The organism is uncultured Sneathiella sp. (assembly GCF_963976355.1).
Classification (GTDB): domain Bacteria; phylum Pseudomonadota; class Alphaproteobacteria; order Sneathiellales; family Sneathiellaceae; genus Sneathiella.
Map to the genome: position 1 here is coordinate 1 of NZ_CAXBKA010000004.1, position 20,322 is coordinate 20,322.

The 20,322-nt window shown below is 51.4% G+C and carries 20 protein-coding genes and 3 tRNA genes; 14 read left to right on the forward strand and 9 right to left on the reverse strand.

What is annotated here, in order from left to right; all coding sequences use genetic code 11:
- Nucleotides 1-157 precede the first annotated feature (157 nt).
- Nucleotides 158-231, reverse strand: a tRNA-Gly gene (locus AAC599_RS10240).
- Nucleotides 232-289: 58 nt separating this feature from the next.
- Nucleotides 290-374: transfer RNA gene (locus AAC599_RS10245), tRNA-Tyr, on the reverse strand.
- Between the two features lie 168 nt (nt 375-542).
- Between AAC599_RS10245 and rlmB the strand changes: the two genes are divergently transcribed.
- The 4 genes from rlmB to AAC599_RS10265 all read left to right on the forward strand — a co-directional run bounded on the left by rlmB (nt 543) and on the right by AAC599_RS10265 (nt 5,401).
- Nucleotides 543-1,391 carry a 23S rRNA (guanosine(2251)-2'-O)-methyltransferase RlmB gene (rlmB, locus tag AAC599_RS10250; RefSeq protein WP_340150301.1) on the forward strand — a complete coding sequence of 283 codons (849 nt, stop codon included), beginning with the start codon at nt 543-545 and terminating at the stop codon, nt 1,389-1,391.
- Between the two features lie 98 nt (nt 1,392-1,489).
- Nucleotides 1,490-1,565: transfer RNA gene (locus AAC599_RS10255), tRNA-Thr, on the forward strand.
- A 292-nt stretch (nt 1,566-1,857) separates the two neighbouring features.
- Nucleotides 1,858-2,358, forward strand: coding sequence for a hypothetical protein (locus AAC599_RS10260; protein ID WP_340150302.1), 501 nt, complete (start codon nt 1,858-1,860; stop codon nt 2,356-2,358).
- Nucleotides 2,342-5,401, forward strand: a complete 3,060-nt coding sequence (locus tag AAC599_RS10265) for a hypothetical protein (protein WP_340150303.1) — start codon at nt 2,342-2,344, stop codon at nt 5,399-5,401. The genes AAC599_RS10260 and AAC599_RS10265 overlap by 17 nt, the downstream gene beginning before the upstream one ends.
- Nucleotides 5,402-5,480: 79 nt before the next feature.
- Here AAC599_RS10265 and AAC599_RS10270 read toward each other — a convergent pair whose 3' ends face one another.
- Nucleotides 5,481-5,762, reverse strand: a complete 282-nt coding sequence (locus tag AAC599_RS10270; protein ID WP_340150304.1) for a hypothetical protein — start codon at nt 5,760-5,762, stop codon at nt 5,481-5,483.
- Nucleotides 5,763-6,336: 574 nt separating this feature from the next.
- Between AAC599_RS10270 and AAC599_RS10275 the strand changes: the two genes are divergently transcribed.
- Genes AAC599_RS10275 through AAC599_RS10295 form a run of 5 tightly spaced genes read left to right on the forward strand, consistent with a single transcriptional unit; the run spans nt 6,337 to nt 9,147 of the window.
- Nucleotides 6,337-6,774 carry a hypothetical protein gene (locus AAC599_RS10275; protein ID WP_340150305.1) on the forward strand — a complete coding sequence of 146 codons (438 nt, stop codon included), beginning with the start codon at nt 6,337-6,339 and terminating at the stop codon, nt 6,772-6,774.
- Nucleotides 6,775-6,804: 30 nt separating this feature from the next.
- The gene (locus AAC599_RS10280) at nt 6,805-7,479 is read left to right on the forward strand and encodes a MotA/TolQ/ExbB proton channel family protein (RefSeq protein WP_340150306.1); all 675 of its coding nucleotides are present in this window, start codon (nt 6,805-6,807) and stop codon (nt 7,477-7,479) included.
- A gap of 10 nt (nt 7,480-7,489) precedes the next feature.
- Nucleotides 7,490-7,876, forward strand: a complete 387-nt coding sequence (locus AAC599_RS10285; protein WP_340150307.1) for a biopolymer transporter ExbD — start codon at nt 7,490-7,492, stop codon at nt 7,874-7,876.
- Between the two features lie 3 nt (nt 7,877-7,879).
- Nucleotides 7,880-8,281, forward strand: a complete 402-nt coding sequence (locus AAC599_RS10290; protein WP_340150308.1) for a biopolymer transporter ExbD — start codon at nt 7,880-7,882, stop codon at nt 8,279-8,281.
- Nucleotides 8,278-9,147, forward strand: coding sequence for a TonB family protein (locus AAC599_RS10295; RefSeq protein WP_340150309.1), 870 nt, complete (start codon nt 8,278-8,280; stop codon nt 9,145-9,147). Before AAC599_RS10290 ends, AAC599_RS10295 begins: the two co-directional genes overlap by 4 nt.
- Before the next feature lie 21 nt (nt 9,148-9,168).
- Here AAC599_RS10295 and AAC599_RS10300 read toward each other — a convergent pair whose 3' ends face one another.
- Both AAC599_RS10300 and AAC599_RS10305 read right to left on the reverse strand, forming a co-directional pair.
- Nucleotides 9,169-10,065, reverse strand: a complete 897-nt coding sequence (locus tag AAC599_RS10300) for a DMT family transporter (RefSeq protein ID WP_340150310.1) — start codon at nt 10,063-10,065, stop codon at nt 9,169-9,171.
- Nucleotides 10,058-11,506 carry an NAD(P)/FAD-dependent oxidoreductase gene (locus AAC599_RS10305; RefSeq protein WP_340150311.1) on the reverse strand — a complete coding sequence of 483 codons (1,449 nt, stop codon included), beginning with the start codon at nt 11,504-11,506 and terminating at the stop codon, nt 10,058-10,060. The genes AAC599_RS10300 and AAC599_RS10305 overlap by 8 nt, the downstream gene beginning before the upstream one ends.
- A 176-nt stretch (nt 11,507-11,682) precedes the next feature.
- Here AAC599_RS10305 and rfbF point away from each other — a divergent pair, with 176 nt between their 5' ends.
- From rfbF to AAC599_RS10330, 5 genes are read left to right on the forward strand one after another with little or no spacing between them, the layout of a single operon-like run.
- Nucleotides 11,683-12,456 carry a glucose-1-phosphate cytidylyltransferase gene (gene rfbF / locus AAC599_RS10310; protein ID WP_340150312.1) on the forward strand — a complete coding sequence of 258 codons (774 nt, stop codon included), beginning with the start codon at nt 11,683-11,685 and terminating at the stop codon, nt 12,454-12,456.
- Nucleotides 12,425-13,546: a CDP-glucose 4,6-dehydratase gene (rfbG, locus tag AAC599_RS10315; protein WP_340150313.1), complete on the forward strand. Its 1,122-nt coding sequence runs from the start codon at nt 12,425-12,427 to the stop codon at nt 13,544-13,546. The genes rfbF and rfbG overlap by 32 nt, the downstream gene beginning before the upstream one ends.
- Nucleotides 13,543-14,781, forward strand: a complete 1,239-nt coding sequence (locus tag AAC599_RS10320; RefSeq protein ID WP_340150314.1) for a class I SAM-dependent methyltransferase — start codon at nt 13,543-13,545, stop codon at nt 14,779-14,781. Before rfbG ends, AAC599_RS10320 begins: the two co-directional genes overlap by 4 nt.
- Nucleotides 14,778-15,317: a dTDP-4-dehydrorhamnose 3,5-epimerase gene (gene rfbC, locus AAC599_RS10325; protein WP_340150315.1), complete on the forward strand. Its 540-nt coding sequence runs from the start codon at nt 14,778-14,780 to the stop codon at nt 15,315-15,317. Before AAC599_RS10320 ends, rfbC begins: the two co-directional genes overlap by 4 nt.
- Entirely contained in the window at nt 15,314-16,204 is an 891-nt protein-coding gene (locus AAC599_RS10330; RefSeq protein ID WP_340150316.1) for an NAD(P)-dependent oxidoreductase, read from the forward strand. Before rfbC ends, AAC599_RS10330 begins: the two co-directional genes overlap by 4 nt.
- A 6-nt stretch (nt 16,205-16,210) precedes the next feature.
- Here AAC599_RS10330 and AAC599_RS10335 read toward each other — a convergent pair whose 3' ends face one another.
- The 4 genes from AAC599_RS10335 to AAC599_RS10350 form a co-directional block, all read right to left on the reverse strand.
- A complete protein-coding gene (locus tag AAC599_RS10335) occupies nt 16,211-17,011 on the reverse strand; it encodes a hypothetical protein (RefSeq protein ID WP_340150317.1) in 801 nt (266 codons plus the stop codon).
- Nucleotides 17,012-17,033: 22 nt separating this feature from the next.
- Entirely contained in the window at nt 17,034-18,281 is a 1,248-nt protein-coding gene (locus AAC599_RS10340) for a glycosyltransferase (protein ID WP_340150318.1), read from the reverse strand.
- Between the two features lie 31 nt (nt 18,282-18,312).
- Complete coding sequence (locus AAC599_RS10345) at nt 18,313-19,140, reverse strand: cephalosporin hydroxylase family protein (protein WP_340150319.1); 828 nt, start codon at nt 19,138-19,140, stop codon at nt 18,313-18,315.
- Nucleotides 19,141-19,266: 126 nt separating this feature from the next.
- Complete coding sequence (locus AAC599_RS10350; RefSeq protein WP_340150320.1) at nt 19,267-20,232, reverse strand: GlxA family transcriptional regulator; 966 nt, start codon at nt 20,230-20,232, stop codon at nt 19,267-19,269.
- Nucleotides 20,233-20,322: the final 90 nt, after the last annotated feature.

Genomic DNA, 20,322 nt, shown 5'->3' on the forward strand with positions numbered 1-20,322 from the left:
TCGTCCCAATATTAACATGCGGCTTACTACGATCAAATTTCTCTTTGGCCATTTTCCGTCGTCCCGAAGCAATAAATTACACAGCCCGAAAACACCGAAAAACTACTTTCCGGCATTCACAATTTCCTGGCCTATTTATAACGCGCTGACCAGCGCATGGAGCGGGTGAAGGGAATCGAACCCTCGTATTCAGCTTGGAAGGCTGCTGCTCTACCATTGAGCTACACCCGCCTTGTCACGCATCAGTCGATGTCAGCTCCGTGACATCTTATATATTTCAGCATGCAGATGGTGGAGGGAGTTGGATTTGAACCAACGTAGGCATAGCCAACGGATTTACAGTCCGTCCCTTTTAACCACTCAGGCACCCCTCCGCACATGCATCAAGCCCCCGGCGCGTGCCGAAGGTGACCGGCACTATCGAAAATTCCCAAATAAAGTCAACCGAAAAAGAGCAAATCTGACCGATTTGTCCAATTTTTTTCGGCTGCATTGGAAATGGTGACTTGTTGCAAGATACGAAGGGCAATATAAGCAACGCCATGTCAAGAAGCAAGCCAGCAAACAGGCGGAACAGCAAACCGCAGAAGGATCCGGCAACATCCGGCCGCAAGAACCCGCGTTCAAACCGCCAGGGGAAAGCCGCAAGTTCACAGGACAACTGGCTTTATGGCGATCATGCCGTCATGGCGGCGCTTGCCAATCCCGCCCGCAAGCTTCGCCGACTTGTCATCACAAAGGCCAAGCTCGAGGCGCTGGATATCGACACGCGGGGAGGAATTGAAGAGAGGATCGCTCCAGAAGTCATTGACAAGGACGTGATCAGCGATTTGCTCCCCGAAAACGCCATTCATCAGGGAATTGCCCTCCTGCCCGCTCCTTTGCCCGAGCTATCGCTTGCGGACTTGCCGGATGCCGCTTCTTCCGAGTCGATTGTCGTTGCCGTTCTCGATCAGGTGACAGACCCACAGAATGTCGGCGCCATTCTGCGGTCTGCCGCTGCCTTTAATATCAGCGCCCTGATCGTGCCTAACCGTCACTCTCCGCCGGTCACAGGCGTTTTGGCAAAGGCAGCCTCCGGCGCCCTCGAAATGGTACCGATCATCCGTGTCGGAAATTTATCCCGCGCGCTCGATCAGCTGGCGGAGGACGGGTTTTGGCGAATCGGCCTGGACGGTCATGCAACACAGAAACTTGAGGATGCCGCAAAGAGCTTTCAAAAGATTGCCATCGTCCTCGGCGCGGAAGGAAAGGGCCTGCGCCCGCTGACCGCCCAGAAATGCGATCTTCTTGCAAAATTGCCGATCAGCTCCCGCATCGAGAGCCTCAACGTGTCGAATGCCGCCGCGATCACTTTTTACGAGCTGGCACGCCGAACGCCAGGCGCCTGATCATCCACCGGAATCCACCCAGGATCCCCCGCCGGAAAAAAACTTATTTTTTTACTTGTCGAAGCCCGGCAAGCTGACTATTTTGCGCGGCACCGTAGGCCGCTATAGCTCAGCTGGTAGAGCAGTTGATTTGTAATCATCAGGTCCCGGGTTCGACTCCTGGTGGCGGCACCACATAAGCCCTTGGAAACATATCGTTTCCGAGGGCTTATCTAGTATGCAATGTATGGCATGCCTTTTCCAGCACCCACCGGCCCTCTAAAAGCCGTTTGCACCCCCTCTCCAATATAAATCCGCCCGAATTAGTTTCTGAAAGTCTGCGCGAGATATTTTGCGCCGGACATCGAAAGTATCACTCGTAGTTAGAAATAAAAATAAATAAATACAAATATTAAAAAAATATTTAAAATTAAAAAAATACAATTAAATATTATATTACATAAAATTATATATTATGGAGATAATAATGAAAATAACTATTATTTTATTTGTATCGTTTTTTTTATTTACCTTGAATGCATTCGCAAAAACAGGTCAGCTGGATTATAACGCAGCAATAAGCGACATACAGGACATTCAAGATTATCAGAATGAAATCGGCCAACTTCAAAATAAAATAATGGCCGAGTATTCCGGGCTTGATGACATCAGAAATCAGGTTGTGAGCTCCGATCTATCCGAATCCTACCGCCAAGAATTATCGGAACAAATCACCCAAACCGAGATTGAGCTGACCAGCCAATGGATTCGGGGAAAGGCAACTATAGATCGCGCCTATAAGAATCGAATTCTGGCATTGGACGCAGCCATACAGAAAAGCCTGAATGACATCATGACTGAGGAGAACCTGGATTCTATTGAAGAAGGTTCTGAGAATATATCCGCGGACGAGGATGTCATTGATATTACCGATTTGCTGCGGCAGAAAATTAAAAAATGGGAGGCGGAAAATGAAACTTCTAAGTAAAATCACCGCCTCGGCCATAGTGATATGTCTTTCTTTTTTTCTCGCAGGGACAAGTCTGGCAAAAATCGAATTTTCCAGAATAAAATCCCTCGATATGAATCTTGATGGGAAAACATTCACCAATATGGCAAATGAAACAGTTAACCTCAGCGTCCTAAATGCCATACTTGGCATCCCATTTTCCGATCGTCTCAAAACATATATGGAATTCAGCATTGAAGGAGATCAGGGGTCTTCGCTTCAAAGCGGTCTGAAAGCCCTATTTCGAAGATATGATCCCCTCAATCCTGAGCCCGTGCAGATCAGCACCTTGCCCAACAAGCTTTCGGCCTATCTCTCCCCACAAATGCTCGGCACCCTGCTCGCCGAATATCTGATTGCGGATAAAAAAAACAGCCTGCGCAAAGAAGATCGCGGAAACATATCTCTGGACAACAAGAAAAAGGCTCTCGCAATCAAATTTGTTCTGCGGGATGAGGAGTTTAGAAGAAAACTAGGTGAACATCAGCGGCGATACATCCTGGCAAAAGAAGCCCTGGAGAAAAACAAAGATCTTGGTATCGCAGAGGTCAGAGAAAATGCGGATATCGTGAATTATGCATTCAATCCAAAGAAAGCGGATGACGTTGCCAAAATTCAGGACTGGGCGACTGTTGATCCTGAAATGCTTTGGGCGTTGCTGGGAAATGACCTCAGAAGAAGTATCAACAGCACGCTGAATATTTTCGAAGGACCACCCAATCTCATCAGAATTCGGGTATTGCTTGCATATCTGTGGCTGTCATCAACAAACGAGGAGGATTTCTGGAATTTCTATGCTGCCGTAGAGACCCGTCTGCAAAAGTATGATCCGAAGATCGAAATGCTTCCTCAGAACAAACTGGGCTGGTTGGATGACAGTTGGAATCGTCAGGATCTAGTTGCCGCAAAATTCAGCCTGGACAACAACCGATATTCCGAAATGGTTGCAAAAAGCCTTATGGCAACTCCCGCCTCTCAAGCGCCAATATCTTATGGGACAACTTCCTCGAACTGGCCAGATTGCTGCGGCGCGTCCTTAAGAACCTTCATCGCCTTCAACTTTGTTGACGTTGAAAAAAGCAAGTTTGTTGTCCATTACGATACCGAGGCCTTAAGAAAACTGGGGGCTAGCAATCCGGTCGTCGCGTTTTTTACAAAATACAACACCCGGCCCAGCCAGGACTCACAGGAAGCGCGAGATGAATGGGGAAGTCTTCAGGCGCGATTATGGGGCGTCCGTTACAAATGGCCCGGGTATGGCGAAATGCGGACGGGGGCACCAAATATGTTCAAGGCTGTCCAGCGGCTATTATTCCAAAAGGCACTCAAAAAACCCAAATCCTGGGATGACGTTGCCAAAGCAATTGATCCGCTTGCTTCCGCTAAAGAAGAGTTGGGGCCCAGCGGCAAATACGGCCGTGTCACCTTTGATATGCCCACGATCACTCTCGAATGGGGATTTCATGACGGCCATTTTTTTGTGAACACAGTCGCTCAGCCTCATCTCGCCCGGGATTTGTTTATCGATATGGGGAAAGATCCGAAAATACTTAATTCTGCCTATTACGAAGAAAAACTATCGGAAAGCGATAACTTGCGATGGGTGGAGCTTCTCTATTCCGTTAACATCAGAGATGTATCCGATCACGTCCTGCGGATGATGAAAAAGAATTCTTCTCAAAACTTACCGTCGAACTCACTCTATTACATAAATCTCGATCAATCATATGCATTGCAAACAGCAGTGCAAAATATTGGACCTCAAAATCCCGATCTTTTTGCAGGACTGATAAAAGTTATCGCTGATAAACATCCCCTCATCCTTGATCAGGTTGTCTTCAATGTAGGACGAACCAACAATGAGGCCTATCTGAAGATTTCAATTAAGTATATGAACAAGTTTTCCTGGGGTGATTGGCTGACATGGAATAGAAATCAGTATTCTCCAAATTCTGAAAAATTGTCAAATGCGTTTCTGGCGGAACTTACAAAGCAGATTGCAACGCATAAAAATATGAAAATCTTTGATCTCAGAAATATTAACACATCGGATATTGGCGGGCAGTCGGAAGAAATTTCAAAGGCCTTTCTGGAGCTTCTGAAAAACACTCAGAAGAACAAATCTATAACGGATCTAACAATAGACTTCGACGCAATCAAGAACTCAACGTCACAGGAAGCTATTGCTGATAACATGACGGCCCTTACATCCATTTCCACTTTAAAGGATTTAAAAGTCCACAATAAAATTCCAGACAATAAATTGTTTGATACAATCGCCAAACTCCCCTTGAGGAAACTGTCCTTCAATGGCGCGCAACTGAGCGATGAACAGGTAGAGCTGCTTGCCAAGGCCCTCGGAAATAAGTATCCGGCTCTGTATTTATCTTTGGCTGGGAATAATTTTTCCCTGGATGCGCTAAAGCAGTTGGACAAATTCTTTCTGGAAGGAAACGACAACCTGAAAATATTAAATATTTCCGACAATAAAGTACTTGGCACCGCTGGCTATCCATTGATGCAAAAAAGATTTAATCTCAACAAATCGCTGGAAAGAATATACATTCCTATTCCGCAAAATGTTGCAGGCACCTTTTGGTACAGCATGTTGCCAAATATGCCGCAAGTTACCCAGCTAAACGAACTAGTTTTTTCAGAAGCCCTCACACGGAGAACGATCTTCTCTCCATTTCAAAGAGGGTTCAGATATCTATATACCTATATTCCCACAAGGCAATACAGCACTGTGCCGTTTGACGGGACAGTACAATATACGCAACCCAACTACCGGGCAAATTCGGAAGAACCCAACGTCATCTATAACAGTCCGCTTTTCGTGTATTCGAAAGACGGTCAGAAACTGACGATAATGCCCGGTACCGCGCCCAGAATGCAGTTAAATCAACCATATGCCTTTTCCAGCGGAGGACTTATTCCCTGGAACAGCAATTCTTTTGCGAGAACCTGGGATCTGCATAATTGGCGCAAATTTACAACGACACTGCGTCGTATTCCGATTTAGGACAAATTCCTTGGCTTAGGCGCTCGGCATACGAACAGATTTCAATGTTTTATTCTGGCTGATATGGAGTGTTTCCATATCAGCCTTTTTGTACTTCTGGCTTCCGTTTTTGAAAACAGGGAATATCCACGATGTCATTTACGGCCTTCAGCAGCAGATCCCATAACCCACATACTAGTCCATTGTCGGAATTGCCTGTAAGCATATGACTAAACACCAAATAATCAGGTGAATCCTTCCACCGTAATCCTACGCAGGCAATCCGGAAACCGCTATTGGGAACACGTCGGCAATCCCGTTGCGGACGACCATGTTTTGACCCGGCTTTCAATGATAAAAGACGTAAAATCTGCTCATTCACCCCCCGTAACTCCTTATTTTAATAGTCAGAAATTTAGCTATCGGTACAGACGTATTGAAAGTGCATGGGATGGATCGGATCAAACACGAATTCCCGGATGATATCGTGTTTAACAAGCGTGATTCAGTCTTTTTTGCAAGTTGGTCCTCCCGACCTCTTGCTTTGGCAACTAGCCAGATTTTCTCATTTCTGTATGGTTGATTGCCGCATTTGAGCGGAAGGGGATATAAAGCCTCTTCCATTTTTCTCTTTTGACAGTTTCCGCCTACCACACTTCAATCACGTCATACCGTTCAAGATTTTTGATCCAGGCAAGCTTCCACCGCGGAACCCTTTCAAGGCATCCCACTATCAAGATCATTGATTAGCGACAGAATTCCAGTTCAAACATATCGAGTGCTTTCATGGTGAGTGTGCAAGCCGAAGCCTTGACAGCAGCGTTATCCCTCGTGTTTATGGAGTTGAAGCCCGAGTTAGGAATTGTTCGAGTTGGGGATCCGGTAGGCTCGCTGAATACGGCGAGGGCCAAAGTATCCCCCATTTACGGACATCTATAAATTGCTCTGGAGAAATAATGTTAAACTTAACGAGAAAATTACGCCACTTGTTCCCTGTTTTAGGGCTTGTCGCATTCTGCCAAAGTGCCGAGGCACAAGAGGCAAAACAGGAACTGATGCTGGAGTTGAACAATGCGCAGCAGGTGGAAAGCGGATGTCGCGTAAGCTTCCTGTTTCACAACACCCTTGCCGGAACCATATCGGACGTCGCCATGGAAGTGGCAATTATGGATAAAGCCCAGATGACGCAGGATTTCCTGCTTATCAGCACGGGGCGTCTGACACAGGGGAAACGGCGGATATTGCAGTATGATCTTCCCGACATTACCTGCGCAGATATCGGCACCATTCTGATCAATGACGTGTCCGACTGCCAGATAAATGATATGACGGCGGCGCAATGTCTCGATGCCATTCGTCCGTCCAGTCGCATTGACATTAAACTTGGCCTATAATCGACTGTCATAACGAAGATGGACCATCCCATGTTTGACCAGATTCTCTCATTACTTGAAAAAGGTGGACCGGTTGTCGCCATCCTGCTGCTGCTGTCAGTCATTTCCCTTGCGACGGCCTTTTTCAAGGGATGGTCTTTTCTCAGTCTTGGTATCGGGCGGCACGACGTCGCCCAACAGGCTCTTAAACTCTGGCAAGGCAAGCAGGAAGTGGAAGCCATCGGCCTGATATCGACGCAGCGTGGCCCGCTCGCCAGGGCGCTCACTCATGCCATGCGCGGAATGCTCTATCATCCGGACAAGGACGACTTGATCCGGGAGGATATCGATCGCGTTGCGTCCCGCGAAGTCGCGCGGGCGCGCTTCGGCATTCGCATCATGGAAACCGTGGGACAGGTGGCGCCCCTCCTTGGCCTTTTCGGGACCGTTCTCGGGATGATCGACGCCTTTCAGGCGTTACAAAGCGCGGGCGCAACGGTGGACCCGGCCATTCTTGCGGGCGGCATCTGGGTCGCGCTTTTGACAACCGCCGTGGGTCTCGCAATTGCCATCCCCTCCTCCCTGCTGGCGACCTGGTTCGATTCCATAGTTGATCGGGAAGTATTGGCGATTGAGGATATGGCAACCTCTGTCCTCACAGGGGAAATTACCTCCGGCGCGGAAAAGCCCGCTCTGTGGACCGCGAAAGCGACAACAACGGGATGACAGGACAGCAATGCGACTTCATGTGACGCCCCGCAGGAAAAGCATTATCGGACTTACGTCGCTTATCGACGTGATTTTCCTGCTGTTGCTCTTTTTCATGCTAACGTCGACCTTCCTTCGTTATTCGGGATTTGACTTGTCCGTCGCCGCGGCAGGCGTCGATGCCCCGGCATCTGAGACCATCCTGCTTGTCCATTTGAATGCGGACGGTACCATATCACTGAACGGAGAGCCGGTAGCGGCGGCGGATCTGACCGTCACGATCACGGAATTTCAAGCCCGGGGTATAGAGCACGCCCTCTTGCGACCAAGGGGAGAGGTTCCTGTGCAGCTTCTGGTCGATACGCTTGAAATGCTTCAATCAACGGAGCTTACGTCCGTCTCTCTTGCGCAATAGATTATGAAACTCACGCCCCGCAAAAGGATTTTCAGCAATACGGAGAATACCATTCCACTAATCAACATCGTCTTTCTGATGCTGATCTTTTTCCTGATCGCAGGAACCATCGCGACACCTATTTCGAGTGAACTGCTGCCGGCGGAAACGAGCGATATGCCCGCCGCACCTTCAAAATCAGATGTGATACAGATCTTAAAGACGGGTGAGATCAATTACCTCGGTAAGCAGATGTCCTTGGAAGAGGTCCTGGAAATGCTCCCGGCGACGGAGAATTCTGAACCCGTCAAGGTCATTGCGGATAAATCCCTGAATGCTGCACAGCTTATAGGGTTTCTTGAAAATCTCCGTGCGGCCGGGCATCAGAATATCCGGCTAATTACCGTCAGGGGATCCTCCTCATGAAAGTCGGGGCACAAGTTGTGCTATTTCTCCTGCTGTCGCTCGTCGTCCATATCGCACTGGCGGCGGTCTGGGCGCCAAAAGTGCCGGATCTGCAGTTGGAACGATCAGCCGGCGGTGTGGCGCTGCATATAGGCAGTCTGATTGACGCCAGTCCGGCAGCTGTCTCTCCCGTTGAACCTCGCTCTTATGAAGCTGTCGAGACGGACAAAAGATTGACGCCAGTACCGTTGGGCCAGCAACCTCTAACACCTGAAATCGCACCGAAGGTGACTGCTAAAAATGCCATTGTCCCCAAGCAGATTGAAAAGCGCCCACCCGTGCCACCTATGGAAAAGAAAGAAGTCAAAAAAACGATAGAAGGAAAGCCGATTGAACCTGTAAAAGCAACCCCTCAACCCGTTGAGAAGGTGCCTCAGCCAGTACAGGAACCTATAAAGGAAGCCACCGAAGCTGAGCAAATTTCACCCACGGCCAGCGAGGCGGAGCTAAGTCGCGGTGGCACCTTGGCCTCAACTCAAGGGCAAGAAAATATGATTACCGGCAGCGGCGGTCAGAAGATCACCGAAGGCGGAGATGCCGATACCAGCAACTACCGTGGCAAGGTTCGTGACCGATTGCTGCAAAATAAATTCTATCCCAAGCTGGCGAAACGCTTCCGAATGGAAGGGGTTGTCACCTTCTCATTCACCATTCAACGCGACGGGCAGATTAACGGCCTTCGTATTGTGAGCTCCTCCGGCCATCCCGTGCTGGACAAGGCCGCCCTTCGCATGGTGGAACGTTCCGTGCCATTTGACTCATTCCCGGCGGATATTACCTCCGACTCACTGGAGTTCAATTTCCCGGCGTCCTATACGATAGAATGACGCCAACACGTTGACGTTACGCTATTTTATTATCTGCTCCCGGCCACGAACAATTTCCCGCCAGCCCAGCAACAGGGCGCCGGAGAGGATGACAACCGCCCCCAGAACGCTGACCCATCCCGGGATCGCCCCAAATATCCAGAAATCGTAAATTGTCGCAAATATCAGGGTGGAATAGGAAAAAGGCAGAGCAAAGCTAGCATCACCGCTTCGCATAGACTGGATAAACAGGGACTGCGCCGAAATCATCACAAGGCCGATCGAGACCAGCGCCGCCCATTGCAGGGCTGTCGGGGCCGCCCAGACAAAACTCGCAGCCGTACAGGCGATAGCGGCACCGATGCCGTTATTGATCAACAGAATCTGAAGCGGTGGTTCGCGGCCCGTCAGCTTTTTAATCAGGATAACTTCCACGCCCATGCAAAAGGCTGCCATCAGCGCAATAAAGGCCGCGGGATCAAAAGCCGTCGTGCCCGGTCGTAGCAAGATCAGCGCCCCGATAAAAGCGATGAAAACAGCGCTCCACCGGATTGGCCCGACCTTCTCGCCAAGCAGGGGAATGGCCAGCAACATGCCGAAAACGGGGTTCAGGAAGCTGATGGCCGTCGCGTCGGATAACGGGATCTGTACGACAGCCGCAAACATCAGGCTGACTCCTGCCCATCCGAAAAATGACCGGCCAAAATGAAGGCTGATCGCCGGCGCCTCAATCTTCGGTCGCAGGAACGCCGATGCGCATAGGAGTCCGCTAAAGCCGAAAATGAACCGCCCGGCACTGACCTGGAGCGGATGCAACGGCTCCCCCAAAAGGCCGGTTCCGAGAGCCTTTGCGAGGATCGTTGTTGCCGCAATCAAGGAACAGGCTCCAAGCATCATTAGCGCCGAGCGTAATGGATTGAGGGGATCCACGCTAAACATGGCGGGTGGCGGATTCCTCCTCCCGCCATTCATCTCCGAGCAGCTCCGGATCGTCATAGGCATATAGATCTTCCAGATGCGCATCGGCGCCTTCCCTGAAGAACTGGATGGACAGCGCATTCAAGAGACGATCCGCACCGACATTGACGCCCGGTATATCACTGCTGACGGCTGCATGGCTGAGTGTCGTTGCCGCATTGAATAGATGTATCTGACCAAGATGCGGCGCCGTTCCTGCTTCTTTTTCAAGAAACTCGAAGCCCGGCCCTAGATAGGGAAAACGGCCCAGCTCTTCGCTGGGACAGTCTGCCGGCGGTGTAAAGCAATCCTGCCAGAGCAATATCTGATCCGCAAAATCAGCGAGTTCCGGCTGCTGCTTTATATCGATCGCATACCCAGTCCCGAGAATGACGAAATCTCCTGTAAACGCCTCACTATCTGTCTCAAGCGTGACGCTCCGCCCCTCGACTTTGACATTCCTGATACCGGAACCTGTATGGATATGAAAATTCAGATACTGCTTTAAGCGCAGCATAGATCGTCTCGGGGCGGCAACGCGCGCACCCAGCCCATGATGAAGGAACCGCCAGCGCATCTCGTCTTCCAGAAAATAATACCCACGCAAAAACCCGGCATAAGCGATGCTCTTGAATTTATTCAGCCGCGGGATGGTTTCGGACCGCATCAGAAGATGCACCTCGCGCGCACCGTTCTCGAGAGCGACCGCCGCATTATCTACGGCTGATGCCGCCCCTCCCACCACCAGAACATTCTTCCCTTTCAAGGCGGCGAAATCGATCACTTCCTCTGTATGGGCGAACAATTCCTTCGGCACTTCCTTGAAAACATCCGGCACCCGAACGCCACCAAACGCTGCCCGCCCCGTCGCCAGAACAAGCTGCCGGGCAAGAACGTCGAACTCCCCTTCCGGGCCCGAAAACCGCAGTCGCAACTGTCCGCTCTCAGGTATTATTTTTTTTAAAGTGCTGTTGTTCTCAATGGGAATATCCAGCACATGGCGATACCACCGAAGATACTCCATCCATGTCTCGCGGGGGATATGGCCCAGCGCTTCCCAGGTGTCATCGTCCACCTGCGTGCGATACCATGACTGAAATGTGAGCGATGGGAGACCCATATGCGGGCCGGGCAGGCGTTTTGGGGATCGCAATGTCCTCATCCGCGCTGTTGTCACCCATGGCCCCTCACACCCTTCGTCACCGGCATCGAAAATGCGGAAATTCGAAATTCCCTCCCGCGTGAGACCGAACGCGACGGCCATACCGCACATACCGCCGCCAATAACAGCCACATCGAGAACTTTTTCTCCCTTTGGTCCGGTGACAGGTTTGACCCAGTTTTCCGTCGGATAGTTTAGATATTTCAACTCTCGTCGGATCTGTCTTTCCAACGCAGCAAGACCGCTCTTTTCCTGTTTCATCACAACTGCTTTATTATTTTTATACGAAGGCCCAGCATAAGGCCGTTTTCCGTAAAATCATCTTAAAACATGCAAAGGGCGCAACTTGACACCGGCACGCGATATTGAAATAAGACTTACCAACAGAACGCCGCTTGCTTAAGATGACGTCAACGCGGAAATACAAGGGGATATCGTTGAAAGCAGTAATCTTGGCCGGAGGACTCGGCACCCGCATTTCGGAAGAATCCCACCTCAAGCCGAAGCCAATGATCGAAATCGGCGAACACCCGATCCTGTGGCATATCATGAAGATTTATTCCCACCATGGTATCCGTGATTTTATCATCTGTCTTGGGTATCGTAGCTATGTGATCAAGGAGTATTTCGCCAATTACTTCCTGCACCGATCCGACGTTACCTTCGATCTGGAGAGTAACGAGATAACCTATCACAGGGCAAAAGCGGAGCCCTGGCGCGTTACCCTGGTCGAAACCGGAGAAGCCACAATGACCGGTGGGCGGTTGAAACGGGTTGCGGGCTACCTTGATCCCGATGAGAGCTTTTGCATGACCTACGGGGATGGCGTCGCCGATGTGGATATTACAAAGCTTATTGCCTACCACAAGTCCAAAGGACGCGAAGCCACTCTGACGGCTGTCGCACCGCCCGGCCGGTTTGGGGCAACTATCATCAAAGACGGCGCGGTAAAAGAATTTGTCGAAAAGCCGGCGGGCGACAACGGCCTGATCAACGGCGGCTTTTTTGTACTTGAACCTTCTGTCCTCTCCCGCATTTCAGGCGATGATATTCCGTGGGAGCGTGAACCCCTTACCGGGCTGGCCGCGGATGGACAGCTTTCTGCCTACCGTCATAGCGGTTTCTGGCAACCGATGGATACGTTGCGGGAAAAGAACCAGCTGGAACAGCTCTGGGCGAGTGGCAAGGCGCCCTGGCGGGTATGGGATTGAAATCAGGGACCGGATGATGACCCACGCCGCTGTTCAGCCGGAATTCTGGAAAGACCGACGGGTCTTGCTGACGGGCCACACAGGCTTCAAAGGCGCGTGGGCCGCCTTATGGCTCAGCAAAATGGGAGCCAAGGTGACGGGCCTGTCTCTGCCGCCGGACGACGAGTTCTCTCTCTATCGCAGCCTTGCGGACAGGCTGCAGATCGACTCCTGTTTCGTGGATATACGGAATGCAGAGGCTATGGAAACGGAGGTCCGCCAAAGCAATCCAGAAATTATCCTGCATATGGCTGCGCAGGCACTCGTTCGTCGCTCCTACAGGGAGCCGAGGCTGACGTTCGAGACGAATGTAACGGGCACGATCAACCTGCTTGAAGCCATGCGCGAATTGCCGGATCTCAAGGCGGCCCTGATCATAACGAGTGATAAGGTTTATCGGAATATTGAAGACGGACGCGCCTTTCAGGAGACCGATCCGCTCGGCGGCGATGATCCCTACTCCGCCTCAAAGGCGGCCTGCGAGATAGCCACGGCATCCTACGCGAAGAGTCTTTTCCCGGGCGATACACCGCGCATTGCCACGGCCCGCGCGGGAAATGTGATCGGCGGCGGAGACTTCTCCGAAGATCGTCTTATCCCGGATATCTGGCGCGCCGCAAGGAACGGCAAAAGCGTAACACTTCGCTTCCCCGGCGCCACGCGCCCGTGGCAGCATGTCCTGGAATCCGTTTCAGGCTATCTCGTCTATTTGCAGGCGCTGGCGGGCGACGGCGGTACGGAGCTGCCGAAAGCTCTCAACTTCGGACCACAGGACGGCGAGACCATTACAGTGGGCGAGATTGCCCGTAACGTCCAGAAGGCATTCGGTATTGAGGGAGACTGGTCACTCACCGACGAAGCGCCGCCACCTGAAAAAATGCAGCTTGCTCTTGATGCGTCCCTCGCCCGGGAGATACTGGGGTGGCAAGCAAAATGGCGCCCCTCAGAGACATTGTCAAAAACCGTGGACTGGTACAAAGCCTATCGCTCTGATACCGATATCTATGCCTTTACCCTGTCGCAGATCGAAGAATATGAGGCCCATAAATGACGAGTTCTCTCACCTGCCGCTTCTGTCGTCATGACCTGACCCAGACATTTGTTGATTTGGGCATGACGCCGCTTGCGAACAGCTATCTTCATGAGGAGCGGGATATTCCCGCCGAGAAATCATATCCGCTTCATGCCCGGGTTTGCACCCATTGCTTCCTTGTCCAGGTTGAAGATGTGGTGCCCGCGGAAGATATTTTCTCGGACTATGCCTATTTTTCCTCCTACTCAAGCAGTTGGGTTGCGCATGCCCATGCCTATGCCCAAAAGTTGATCGACCAGTTGAGTCTTGATGGGCGCTCTCTTGTTGTCGAGATTGCCAGCAATGACGGCTATCTGCTGAAACATTTTGTGGACAGGAAAGTGCCCGTTCTCGGGATCGAGCCTGCTGCCAATGTCGCTAAGGCGGCAGAGGAAGTTGGCGCGCGAACGGAAGTTGCCTTCTTCAGCGTTGAAACTGCGAAACGGCTAGCGCATGACGGACATCAGGCGGATCTGATGGTGGCCAACAATGTCATGGCCCATGTTCCGGATATCAACGATTTTATTGGTGGCGTACCAATCCTGCTCGCCCGCGACGGTGTTTTTACGATTGAATTTCCGCATCTTCTGAACCTGATCGAGAAGGTGCAGTTTGATACCATTTACCATGAGCATTATTCTTACCTCTCGCTGTTGACGGTTGAGAAAATCCTCGCCGCGCATGGATTGAAGGTTTTCGATGTGGAGGAACTGTCGACCCATGGCGGATCCTTGCGGGTTTATGCCTGCCATCAAGATGCCAGTGACTTTGAGGAAACTTCCCGGTTGAAAGCGCTTCGAGAAAAAGAAGAAACGGCCGGCCTGAACAGTCTGGCCGCCTATCAGAATTTCACACCCCGAGTTGAGAAAATCCGCGATGACCTGGTTACCTTTCTGACCAAGGCGAAGGCAGAGGATAAGAAAGTTGCCGCCTATGGTGCCGCGGCGAAGGGGAATACGCTTCTTAATTATTGTACTATCAACACTGAGCTGATTGATTTTGTTGTTGATCGCAACCCTGAGAAACAAGGAACCCTGCTGCCGGGCAGTCATATCCCGGTTTTCGCACCGGATAAAATATGGGACGCAAAACCGGATTATGTCCTGATCCTGCCCTGGAATCTCGCCGATGAAATAACTTCCGATATGGCGGCAATCAAAGATTGGGGCGGGCAGTTTGTCATTCCCATTCCTGAGCTCAAGGTATTCTCATGATTTTCACGGAAACGGAAATTCAGGGGGCCTATCTGATCGAACCCGCTTTTATTGAGGATGAACGCGGATATTTCGCCCGCAGTTACTGCCAGCAGGAATTTGCGGACCATGGGATTGATTTTCTTCCCGTACAAAGCAATGTTTCCTACAACAAAACCAAACATACATTGCGTGGAATGCATTTTCACGCGGCGCCGTTTGAAGAGACGAAACTGGTGCGGTGCAGCGCCGGAGCCATCTATGATGTTGCTGTGGATATCAGGCCAGATTCCCCCACCTTCAAAAAATGGATTGGCGTCAATCTCAGCCGCCAAAATGGATGTGAGCTTTTCATTCCCGCAGGCTGCGCCCATGGATTCCTCACCCTTGAGGCGGACAGTGAAGTATCCTACCAGATGTATCCGGCCTATACGCCGGGCCATGACAGGGGTTTTCAATGGAATGATCCGGACATTGCCATTGATTGGCCCGCAAAACCGCAGGTGATTTCCGCCCGCGATGATGCGCTGGAACCACTCTCCGAGGCGCTGGCATGAGACTTTGCCTCCTCACTGGTGCAAAGGGCTTCATCGGACAACATGTCACCCGAACCCTGCTTGACGAAGGCTGGCGCGTCATCACCGTATCGCGCAATACCCATAACGACTTCTCACCTCATGAAAATCATGAGCATATCGCGCTTGACCTGCATGATCCTGAGGCCGTCGAAACCTTACTGAAATCGAGGCAACCCAGCCACCTTATTCATCTGGCATGGGAGGCAACGCCGGGCAAATTCTGGTATTCCCGCGAAAATTTCCGTTGGGTTTCCTCCAGCGCAATGTTGCTCGATGCCTTTGTAAGGCATGGGGGAGAAAAGGCCGTCCTTGCGGGTAGCTGCGCCGAGTATAAGTGGGAGAACAGCCTGCTGGACGAAGAAACGTCCCCGCTCAACGCAACAACCTTTTATTCCGCGTCCAAACTCGCCTTCAAGGGTCTTGCCGAGGTAATCGCGAGGGATATCCCGCTTGTCTGGGCACGGATTTTCTTTCCCTATGGACCGGATGAGGATGACAGCAAGCTCATCTCTTATATCTTCCGCGAGATTTCGAAAGGTCGAATACCGCAGATACAGACACCAAACCGCGCTGTCGATATGATCCATGTCTCTGATGTGGCAAGAGCATTTGAACGGCTCGCCGCCTCGGAGGCGGCAGGTACCATCAATATCTGCTCCGGCACCGCCTCTCTGCCGCATGAGATCGCACTGGAATGTGCAAAGCTGCGTGAAAAGCCATCGCTGGCCGTCGCTATTCAGGAAATACTCGATGGTTGCAAAATCGAGAGCAGTCTAAAGGGAAACAATGAGCGGATGGCCTCCTTATGGACCTCGAAGGCACCTTTGACTCTATCCGAAGGTCTTGAAACCTATCTCAAAAAGTAGGCGCTGTCAGCTGTCTGCAGATGCTGCGATGGTCTGTCTGGTTTTGACGAAAAGGGGATCGTCCTGATATTTCGGGTAATGATCCAAAAGCCGCGACAATGAGTCTTTGGCAGCATCCGAAAGTAATTTCCCGCGTCCCGTTTCCCCGACATTAAACCTTGTTTTGGTTTTCTGCACCTGATCAAGCGCCGCAACGGCTTCACTCTCCGAAATCTTGACGGAGGCCCGCGCGAGAATTTCACGCATTACACGCACCGGATCGCCAGTGTAGTCATCAAAATCATAAATGGGAACGTCGCCCGCCGCCTTCCATCCTGCATAAAAATTAAGGTACCAAGGAATTGCCAGACTTACGATTGCTTCTTCAAAGTCGCTGTTTGACATGGCGAGATGAGACTCATCAAAAAACGCCGTCGGCCCCTCGCCCGGTTCTTTCTGGAAGTGATCCCGGATGCTGATAGCGCAGTCCGCAAGATTGCGCACGAGCACAACCGACGTCAGATTATATTGCTGGATCAGGCCCTGCGTCCAACCGCTGTTGCGCAAATGATGCTGTGAAACATAGGCATTGTGGTTATAGCGAGACAACCGGATTGCACATAGTTCCTGTTCTCGCGCACCCCAGTCCGGCGTCAGGCGGCACCGGCGAAAGCCCGGCAATTCGGAAATAGCGCTCGCCAAAAATGTCGACGCGGATTTCGGCATACAGGCAATAAGGATATGGGGCTTACGTCGTGGCAGCATATTGCCAACAATTCCGTCAACGGCGAGATAGGCAGCATTCAAAAGACGGTTGTTCTTTTTCATGAGATCGTCCCCTCACTTCCAGTCATTTTCCGGGCCCACTCAGCGCTTTTACATTGGATCGCATTTCAACGGATTTGATCAGTTGAACTATGAACGCCAGAAATCTGTTCGTGGGTGGAAAGTAGGGCTTTCCGGTAACGGATTGAATCCAGCGGACAACGCTCGCAACATTCTCCCTGTCTTTTGCGCTAATAAGTGATTGCCGCTTTTTCTTGGACGTCGTGGGATTGGCGATCGTGTCCACGTCATCCTGTAGTTCGGGAGGGTCAGAAAGTTCCAGCCGTACATAATCGGGATCAGATTGCGCGAAGAAATCCTCCAGAACTGGCCAGCATCTATTCTTTTTGATGAACTTGCGCATATCACGCACAATCACATCCCGCCAGGCGGTATGATCAATATCATACCGGCCGTCCAGATGATCACGGTTGATACGCATCAGATTGGCGTAGACATACGCCGGAATTGAACGAATTCTGAGGTCAATTTCAGGCGTTACTTTATCTGTCTGAGCCAGTTCTGCGAAGCTGTCCGCAATTTTCTCCTGACTTTTGGTGACCTTGATCGGCGCATTCATGGCCGTTCCGTTACTTTTCTGTCCGGCACCGGCAATTGTCACGGGGTTGCGGACCCAGAGCAGGCTCGACGCGGCTGTCAGGTTTGACAATGCCGTGTTCACATCCGGAATCTGCCCTTGAAAATATTCGCCGCCCCTCGCCTTGATTTTGTCTATCACGGCACGCGAAACGCAGCCGTGATATATGTTCGCGCCGTCACGATAACTCGTTATCCGGGCGCGATAAAAATCCGCGAGGATTTGTTTCGGATCCAGCTCATAGACGGGTCCACAAAAATCACGATATCGAAACTTGAGCAGACCCTCCGTGGGTTCGGGTTCACTATGAGGCCAGATATAGGTGATGTGCCGCCATGTAATAATGTCTGGAGAAAATTTGCCGATAAGATAACGCAAGGTCGCTATCCCGTTCGGCACCACACCATCGTCATCGCCAATGAAGATCACATAGTCCCCTGTTGCATGGGACAATGCAAATTCAAAGTTCTGCCGCATGCTGAGGTCAACACCCGGATTGATATATATCAGTCTTTGGTCTTTAGACTCGGCAACGACAGTGCGGGTGTCATCAACGCTGTTATTATCGCTGACAACAACTTCAATGTCCGGATCATCTGACGCAAGGCAGGTCTCCAGACAATATTTCAGAAATTCCGCGCGATTTCTTGTCGGAACAACAATACTGATTTTCATGGGACTTCCCCAGCTATCCGAAATATGCGCCTTAGACCCTTTTCAGAAAACCGTCCGGCGTCACTGAGAACATCAACTTGTCCTGCAGCATTTGGTCGTTCTCAAAATGCAACGGGTCACCATCAACGGCGAAAACCTCGCCTCCCTCCAGCTTTTTGAGATATTCGAAGACTGCACTTTTCGGGCTGTTTCCGGGATGCCAGGGGCGATCGGGATAGAAATCCTCCGCCATGTCTTCAACGATCGTATCGAATACCAGACAATAGCTTCCCTTGCTGGTCAGCGGGGCATATGCCTCCAGCTCCGCGAGGACATGGTCATGCGTGTGATTGCTGTCCAGGCTGACCAGAATGCGCGAGCTGGACGCCGCGGCTGCTTTCACCTGATCGACGATTTTCGGATCGATGGAGGATCCCTGGATCATGTCAATCCGGCTCGACATCGGATGCGCCTCGATTGCCGCGCGATTATGGGCGCGGATATCGATATCAACCCCCAGAACCCGCCGCTTCGGCGACTTCGGGTCCAGCACCGTCCCCGCCTCGACCGCATCGCAGTAGTCCAGCATTGCCAGCATTGCCGCGCTCTGAATGAGGGAGCCGCCATGGGCAATGCCGGTTTCGATGATCAGGTCCGGCTTCACATCCCAGACGATCTCCTGAAAGGCCACCATGTCTGTCGGCAGCTGGATAATCGGGCGTCCCAGAGATGAAAAATTATAGACGTAACGCTTGGCCAGCGCTTCGGTCAGCCATTCGTGGGACAGATTCTTCCATGCGGTTTCCTGACCATAGGATTTGACTGTCTGCGCTACTTCCTCCTGGAATTGAGCGATGGCGTCGGCGGATTTTGATTGCATATCAACCTCAAAAATTCACAGCGTCCGGAACAGGGCGTGAAGCGGCCAACGCCGCACTTCCTGCTTTCTAACCGTCTTGAATGGGGAAAACAACCGATTTAGCCCCCAAGACCCGCAAAGAAGCGTTTACACCGCCAGCGGGAAGACAGGCTTGCGCTCGCGGCTGGGACTGAGACCATAATATTCACGATAGCTTTTGGCGAAGTGCGAATGGGTGGAAAAGCCGGACGCCACATAAATTTCGGTGATCGACATGCTGGTCTGAAGCAGAAGCAACCGGGCATGCTCTAGCCGCATCTCCATATAATAGCGGGCCGGGGATCGTCCGGTATGCTGACGGAACAGCCGCTCCACCTGCCGGATGGATATCCCTACCATTGACGCAAGTTGCTCGGGGGAGAGCGGTTCCTCGATATTCTGCTCCATGATTTCAACGATGGTCAGAAGTTTCTGGGATTTCGCTGCAAGCTGAAGTTTCCGCACAACCTGCTGTTTGTCGCTATGGCTGCGGATGCGGTCATGCATGAATTGCAGAGAGATGTCATAGGCCAGCTTGTCGCCATGCGCTTCCGATATTATATGCAGCAGCAGATCGATCGCTGACGTACCCCCGGCACAGGTGTAACGATTCCGGTCTATTTCAAAGATGCTGCCCGTGAGAATGACCTTGGGATAGCTCTCCTTTAGACTTATTGCTCCTTCCCAGTGAATGGTACAACGATATCCGTCCAGTAATCCGGCCGCCGCCAGGACGAACGCGCCCGTGCTGAGGGCGCCGATCTCGGTGCCATGTTGCACAATCCGGCGAAGCTCTGCAAATAAATGCTCATCCTTGATCTTGTCCGTCCCGATCCCACCGCATACAAACAGGATATCCAGACAGGCGGCATCCGCGAGCGCCATGTCCGGCAGAATGCTGATACCGTTGCTGGTTTGAACGCTTAATCCATCCATGGTGAGGATGTTCCAGTCATAAAGATGACGGCCACTCATCCGGTTGGCGGAGCGCAAGGGCTCAATGGCGCTGCTGAAACAAATCATGCTGGATTGATCAGTGAGAAGGAATCCAAAGCGCCTTGCTTTTTCGGTCATATGTTGCTCTGGCGCCTCCCCAAACGGCCATACTCATGACCGGCACACCGATGAGAAAATGTGCCGTTTCCAGAACAGTATCCAATTCCA

Coding starts and splice junctions, on each gene's coding strand:
- rlmB (WP_340150301.1), top strand. CDS start 543: ATGTCAAGAAGCAAGCCAGCAAACAGGCGGAACAGCAAACCGCAGAAG.
- AAC599_RS10260 (WP_340150302.1), top strand. CDS start 1,858: ATGAAAATAACTATTATTTTATTTGTATCGTTTTTTTTATTTACCTTG.
- AAC599_RS10265 (WP_340150303.1), top strand. CDS start 2,342: ATGAAACTTCTAAGTAAAATCACCGCCTCGGCCATAGTGATATGTCTT.
- AAC599_RS10275 (WP_340150305.1), top strand. CDS start 6,337: ATGTTAAACTTAACGAGAAAATTACGCCACTTGTTCCCTGTTTTAGGG.
- AAC599_RS10280 (WP_340150306.1), top strand. CDS start 6,805: ATGTTTGACCAGATTCTCTCATTACTTGAAAAAGGTGGACCGGTTGTC.
- AAC599_RS10285 (WP_340150307.1), top strand. CDS start 7,490: ATGCGACTTCATGTGACGCCCCGCAGGAAAAGCATTATCGGACTTACG.
- AAC599_RS10290 (WP_340150308.1), top strand. CDS start 7,880: ATGAAACTCACGCCCCGCAAAAGGATTTTCAGCAATACGGAGAATACC.
- AAC599_RS10295 (WP_340150309.1), top strand. CDS start 8,278: ATGAAAGTCGGGGCACAAGTTGTGCTATTTCTCCTGCTGTCGCTCGTC.
- AAC599_RS10300 (WP_340150310.1), bottom strand. CDS start 10,065: ATGTTTAGCGTGGATCCCCTCAATCCATTACGCTCGGCGCTAATGATG.
- AAC599_RS10305 (WP_340150311.1), bottom strand. CDS start 11,506: ATGAAACAGGAAAAGAGCGGTCTTGCTGCGTTGGAAAGACAGATCCGA.
- AAC599_RS10320 (WP_340150314.1), top strand. CDS start 13,543: ATGACGAGTTCTCTCACCTGCCGCTTCTGTCGTCATGACCTGACCCAG.
- rfbC (WP_340150315.1), top strand. CDS start 14,778: ATGATTTTCACGGAAACGGAAATTCAGGGGGCCTATCTGATCGAACCC.
- AAC599_RS10330 (WP_340150316.1), top strand. CDS start 15,314: ATGAGACTTTGCCTCCTCACTGGTGCAAAGGGCTTCATCGGACAACAT.
- AAC599_RS10335 (WP_340150317.1), bottom strand. CDS start 17,011: ATGAAAAAGAACAACCGTCTTTTGAATGCTGCCTATCTCGCCGTTGAC.
- AAC599_RS10340 (WP_340150318.1), bottom strand. CDS start 18,281: ATGAAAATCAGTATTGTTGTTCCGACAAGAAATCGCGCGGAATTTCTG.
- AAC599_RS10345 (WP_340150319.1), bottom strand. CDS start 19,140: ATGCAATCAAAATCCGCCGACGCCATCGCTCAATTCCAGGAGGAAGTA.
- AAC599_RS10350 (WP_340150320.1), bottom strand. CDS start 20,232: ATGACCGAAAAAGCAAGGCGCTTTGGATTCCTTCTCACTGATCAATCC.